Consider the following 5,423-nt stretch of genomic DNA (forward strand, 5'->3'; position numbering starts at 1 on the left):
GGGGCGGTTCGAGGGGGCTGCTCAAGGGGGTGGTGCTGGTCCTCCCGACGCTATAGACGGGCCTTGCGACTGATGACTGGATGAGACGGATTCAGGTTGTAGTGCCCCATTCGGGCGTGGTGGTCGGGCCTGTATCAGCGATTCCGCTGAAGGACTGGCGAACCGCCGCGCATGCGTGTACACGGAACGGTCACACGCGCTGTCGACGACGGATCGGAGGGCGGATGTCGGATCGGGAGGGGACTCCGGGGATGCCCGTCCGCGGAATGGACGAGGGGGAGTGCTGGTCGGTCGAGGAACGGCGACCCTACCCGGCGACTCTGGACACGGCCCCGGGCCGGGCCGCTGGGCGAGAGAATTGACCGGGCGTTCACCGGGCCGACCCCGCGCCGAAACACTGCGATGATGGGCTCTCCACTGGTGATCGCCGTCGCACCCGCGTCGCGGATCACCCGCCGCGGGCGAGCGGCGGTCCCGACGAGAGGGAGGACGCGATGGACACGGCCACGACCGCGACCGGCGACCGCCCGTCCACCCCGCCGTCCCGGGAGCGCCCGAGGCGCCCCCGGGTCCGCGCTCGCACCGTGATCGGACGGCTCCTGCTCGTCCCCCTCGTGATCCTCGCCCTCTTCGGCGCCGGGATCCCGCTCTACGTCACGCCCCCGATCGACCCGATCCCCGAGCAGGCGGACGCGGTCTTCGTGCTCGGCCCGTCCACGAGGGCGCGCGTCGAGTTCGCCCGCCGGATCATCACCTCCGGAGCGACGGACACGATGGTGCTCTCGGTCGGCCCCGGCGAGATGAACGCTCCCTACGAGGCCAAGAAGTACAAGAAGTGCAACGAGCCCGGCGGCGACGTCCTCTGCTACTCCGCCGACCCGCTCACGACCCAGGGAGAGGCCCGGCAGCTGCGCGACATGGCCGAGCAGTACGGCTGGGACCACGTCATCGTGATCACCAACGCCTCCCACCTCGTGCGCGCCGAGATGATCATCGAGCGCTGCTACTCCGGCGAGCTCTCGATGGTGCCCTCGGGCGAGCCGATGGGCCTGGACTACCTGGTGAACCAGTACGTCTACCAGACCGGCGCCTTCCTCAAGGCCTTCCTGGTCACCAACGGCTGTTGACGCGAGCACTCCTCCTCGAGCCGCCGAGCCCGCCTGCGCTAGTCTGCCCGGGGCGCCATCGGCCCCGAGCCCGCTCCTGCGGAGCCCGGCCGGCCCGGCCCACGACGGCAGCGCGGCAGGAGGATCGACCGGGGAGACCCGCGACGCTCCCCGCTCCGCACCGGTCACCCCCACGCGAACCCCTCCGAAAGGCCCGCCCGTGACACCTGCCCGATCGATCTTCGCCGTCGGCCGCGGCCAGTACGAGAACATCGGCGACATCATCCTGCGCCGCCAGCTCCTCGACTGGCTCCGCGAGTCGGGTCCGCTCCACGTCTACGTGGGCCACTCGCCGTGGGGCTACGACGACGGCCTGCGCCTGGGCCCGGACGACACGGTGTACCGCTCGCTCCTGCGCTGGTACGCGGCGCTCGCTCGCGAGGCCCTCGCCGGCCGGGCGAACTCGGTGTTCAAGCCGGGAGAGATCCAGCTGACCCTGATCGGGATGAAGGAGCACCTCGTGATGCTCCCGGGCATCGCCCTGGTGCGCCTCGGCGGCGGCCGCGTGATCCGCGCCGGCGTGGGCACCCGCAACTTCGCCCCGCTGCCCCGCGCGATCATGTGGCCCTCGATGGCGCTCTCGAGCTACACCCGCTGGCGCGACGACAAGACCGCCGGCTACATGCGCGTAGGCGCCGCCATGCCCGACCTCGGCTACGGCGAGGGCTCGAGCGACGCGGAGCTGACCGCGTTCGCCGCGCAGCCCGACGAGGAGCGGCGCGTTCTGGTCCTCTCCCTCCGCGAGGACCACGAGGTGGACGCCCGCCCCTACCCCGAGCAGGAGTGGCTGGCCGCGATCAAGGGCTTCGCCGAGCGCGAGGACCTCGACATCGTCGTCGTCACGCAGGTCGCCGTCGACGCCGAGCGCTCCCGCCGTCTCGCCGCCGACCTCGACGCGGACATCCTCGACTGGGATCCGGCGCACACCCACGACGAGCACGAGATCCTGCTGCGCGAGCTCTACCGCACGGCCCGCGTCGCGATGAGCGACCGGCTGCACGTGATCATCATGGCGTTCACCGAGGGCGCGGCCCCGGTGAGCCTGCAGATGGACGGATCGACGAAGGCCTCGCGCCACTTCGAGACCATCGGGATCCACGACGTCACGGTCGACATGTCCCGGACGACCCCGGCCGCCGGCGTCGAGACCTTCTCCGCCGTGGTCGCCCGCCGGAGCGAGCTGCTCGAGAAGCTGCTCGTCGCCCGCGGGCGCCTCCGCGGCGTCCGCGACGACATCCAGGCGCTGCTCGCCGTGCCGCCCCGCAGCCGCCCGGCCGCCGCGGCAGTCCCTGCCGGCCCGAAGACGCGGGTGTACCACGTCGGCCGCAGCGGAGAGGTCCCCGGAGGGATGACGCAGGTCGTCAACGGGTACCTGCGCTGGCCGTTCGAGCGCTCGGACGTCCGGGTGATCTCCTCCCGGACCGCTCCGGGCGAGCACGTCGCCGCGGCCCGCCTGGCCGCCGGCGCCGCCGCCCGCATCGTCGCGATCGCGCGACGCGAGCCCGGCGCCGTGATCGTCGTCCACCTCTCGGAGCGCGGCTCGTTCCTCCGCGAGGGGTCCCTCCTCCGCCTCGCGCACCGCCTGGGCCTGCGCACGGTCGCCCACCTGCACGGCAGCGAGTTCGCCGCCTTCACCGCCGCGCACCCGCGCCTGGTGAAGGACGTGCTGCGCAGCGCGGACGAGATCATCTCGCTCTCGGAGGAGACCTCGGCGATCTGCCGCCGCTACGTCCCCGCCGAGCGCGTGCACCTCGTGCCCAACGCGCTCGAGCAGGGCGCCCCGCGTGAGAAGACCCGCACCGTCGTCTTCGGCGGCGTCGTCAGCCACCGCAAGGGCGTCGACGTGCTGCAGAAGGCGTGGGCGCAGGTCGAGGGCAAGGAGGGCTGGCGCCTGCTGGTCGCCGGTCCGATCCGCGAGCCGGAGGTCGTCGACCGCGGCGTCCCGGGGATCGAGTTCCTCGGCTCGCTCGAGAACGCCCGCCTGCTCGCCCTGCTCGACGAGGCGTCCATCGCCGTCCTGCCCTCGCGCGACGAGGCGATGCCGATCTTCATCCTCGAGGCACTCGCCCGCGACGCGGCCGTCGTCTCGACCGCGGTCGGCGGCATCCCCGAGGTCCTCGGCGACGGCTGCGGCCGCGTGGTCGCGCCCGGAGACGTGGAGGGCCTCGCCGCCGCGCTGACCGAGCTCATCACCGACGAGGACGCCCGGGCCGAGGTCGTCGAGAAGGCCGGGGCGCGCTTCCGTGAGCGCTTCTCCGCCGACGCCGTGTTCCCGCGGGTGGAGGAGGTCTGGCTCGGCTGAGCCGCCTGCGACTTCGCCCCGGATCGCGCCCCCGGCCCCGCTCCGGGCCTGGGCGGAGCCGCGGGAGCGTAAAATCGCTGGAGTCCGCGTCGCCGTGCCGTCGCGCGCCCAGCCGTCCGCTCCCGGACGCCTTCTCCCTCCATCCCAGAGAGGCTCGACCGTGGCCATCGCCGCCGACTCCGACCGCCGCCTGTGGACCCTGCCCCTCGCGCGCGCCGTGATCGCGGCGGTCGCCGGCTGCGTCGTCACCTTCTCGCCCGACCACGGGCCCGCCTTCGGCCTCGCCGTCTTCGGCGGCTTCGCGATCGCGACCGGCGCCGTCTCGCTCGCCCTCGGGCTCCGCAGCTGGAGCGGCCGGGCCCGCCCGCTCGCCCTCGGCTCCGCGGTGCTCACCCTGGTCGCCGGAGTCGCGGCGCTCGTCGCGCTCCCGGTCGCCAACCTGCTCTCCTTCGTCGCCCTCGTCGCCGGCTGGGCGCTGCTCTCCGGCTTCCTCGAGTTCTCGAGCGGCCGCCGCGGTCAGGGCCTCGCCGCACGCGACTCCGTGATCGTCGGCGTCGGCACGATGCTGCTCGGCGCCGCCTTCGGACTCCTCCCGCCCCACCCCGTCGTCACCGTCGGCCTCCTCGGCGCCTACGCCGTGATGGTCGCCGTGTTCCTCGCCATCGCGGCGTTCTCGCTCAAATGGGCCGCCGGCGCCGACGCAGCCACCGGACACGATCCCGTCGCCCCCACGACACCGACCTCCGGAGGAGACCGATGACCGCCGAAGGCCAGCAGCCCGACCCCGCCTCTCCCGCCGACCGCGCCTCGGCGGCCGACTCCGCCCCGGCGCGCGACCCCGGCGAGTTCACGCCCCGCACGTTCCAGCCGACCCGCAAGGACCGCCTGCGCCCGCTCGAGCTCATCGGCTTCTCCGCGGTGATGGCGGCCTTCGTCGGCCTGGTCGTCATGCTCTCGACCCGCGAGCCGGTCGTCGCGCTCATCTCGTTCGGCGTCGCCTTCATCGTCGTGCTCGTCGCGATCGCCATGTTCTCGCTGACCTTCAAGCCGGACGAGGCCGAGATCGCGGACATCGACGAGCAGGACTCCGCACACTAGGTGAGGGACGGCTCCGCCGTCACCTAGTCGGCCGGGAGCACAGCATCGCGGGTGGAGGGTCCCTTCCGCCGCGCCTGCTGATCGAGCAGCCCGGAGGGCGTCTCGAGATCCCGCCTGCGCACGCGGGCGCCGCTTCCGCGTCGGTGGTCGCGCGTAGCGTGCGGAGGGTGGCGGAGGCGATCGGGCGGTGGTGGCAGAGGCGGCGGTTCTCGCGCGGCGCCGACGTCCCCTACGCGGTCGGCACCTACCGGGAGGCCTGGGCGTCCTACCCCGTCCTGGTGCGGCAGTACCGGCCCGAGTACAACGAGGGCATCGTGCTCAGCCAGATCCCGCCCGCGGCCGACGTGTACCTGTGCTGGCTCTGCGACGCCGGACACGTCTTCGTCGCCACTCCCGAGGAGCAGCGCCACCGTCCCGGCCGGGAGCGGCGCCGCTCCTCCTGGTGCCCCGACTGCGCCGAGCTCGCCTCGCCGCGCCTGCCCCGGGCCGCGCCGATGATCGGCGGCCGGCTCGCCGAGGTGCTCGCGCCGACGGCCGCCCCCGACGACGACTCCTTCGTCCTCCTGGCGCCGCCCGCCGTGATCGCGCGGGGGCTCCCGACGTCCGCGTCGCCCACCGGCCGCGGGTCCGCGTCACCCGCCGACCCGAGCGGATCCGCGCCTGCCGCGTCGTCGACTCCTCCGTCCGCTCGATCGAGCCCTCCAGCTGCCGCCGCTCCGGCCGCTGACCGGTCCGCCCCTCCCGCCGCCGCTTCCACTGCTCCGGCACGAGGAGCTCCTCGCGTTCGAGCGCGGCGGGCGAGCACTCGAGCAGCATCGGCACGCCCAGTTCGCCGACGAGCGCCTGGAGCGCACCGA

Annotated in this window: 4 protein-coding genes and 1 pseudogene; all 5 read left to right on the top strand. The window is 73.7% G+C overall.

The features are described 5' to 3' along the window. Positions 1-494 precede the first annotated feature (494 nt). On the top strand, positions 495-1,127 hold the full coding sequence (locus C5C63_RS16495) for a YdcF family protein (RefSeq protein WP_104296026.1): 633 nt from the start codon (positions 495-497) through the stop codon (positions 1,125-1,127). A gap of 199 nt (positions 1,128-1,326) precedes the next feature. Further along, the gene (locus tag C5C63_RS16500) at positions 1,327-3,468 is read left to right on the top strand and encodes a glycosyltransferase family 4 protein (RefSeq protein WP_104326457.1); all 2,142 of its coding nucleotides are present in this window, start codon (positions 1,327-1,329) and stop codon (positions 3,466-3,468) included. Positions 3,469-3,628: 160 nt separating this feature from the next. Next, positions 3,629-4,228, top strand: a complete 600-nt coding sequence (locus C5C63_RS16505) for a DUF308 domain-containing protein (RefSeq protein ID WP_104225185.1) — start codon at positions 3,629-3,631, stop codon at positions 4,226-4,228. After that, positions 4,225-4,566 carry a hypothetical protein gene (locus C5C63_RS17500; RefSeq protein ID WP_258059918.1) on the top strand — a complete coding sequence of 114 codons (342 nt, stop codon included), beginning with the start codon at positions 4,225-4,227 and terminating at the stop codon, positions 4,564-4,566. Before C5C63_RS16505 ends, C5C63_RS17500 begins: the two co-directional genes overlap by 4 nt. Positions 4,567-4,733: 167 nt before the next feature. Next, positions 4,734-5,423 (top strand): annotated as a pseudogene (locus C5C63_RS17505) (hypothetical protein); the annotation flags it as partial.

Source organism: Rathayibacter sp. AY1B8, from assembly GCF_002932775.1.
Lineage (GTDB): Bacteria > Actinomycetota > Actinomycetes > Actinomycetales > Microbacteriaceae > Rathayibacter.

Excerpts from the sequence above, each read along its gene's own strand:
- C5C63_RS16495 (WP_104296026.1), top strand. The coding sequence starts at position 495 with ATGGACACGGCCACGACCGCGACCGGCGACCGCCCGTCCACCCCGCCG.
- C5C63_RS17500 (WP_258059918.1), top strand. The coding sequence starts at position 4,225 with ATGACCGCCGAAGGCCAGCAGCCCGACCCCGCCTCTCCCGCCGACCGC.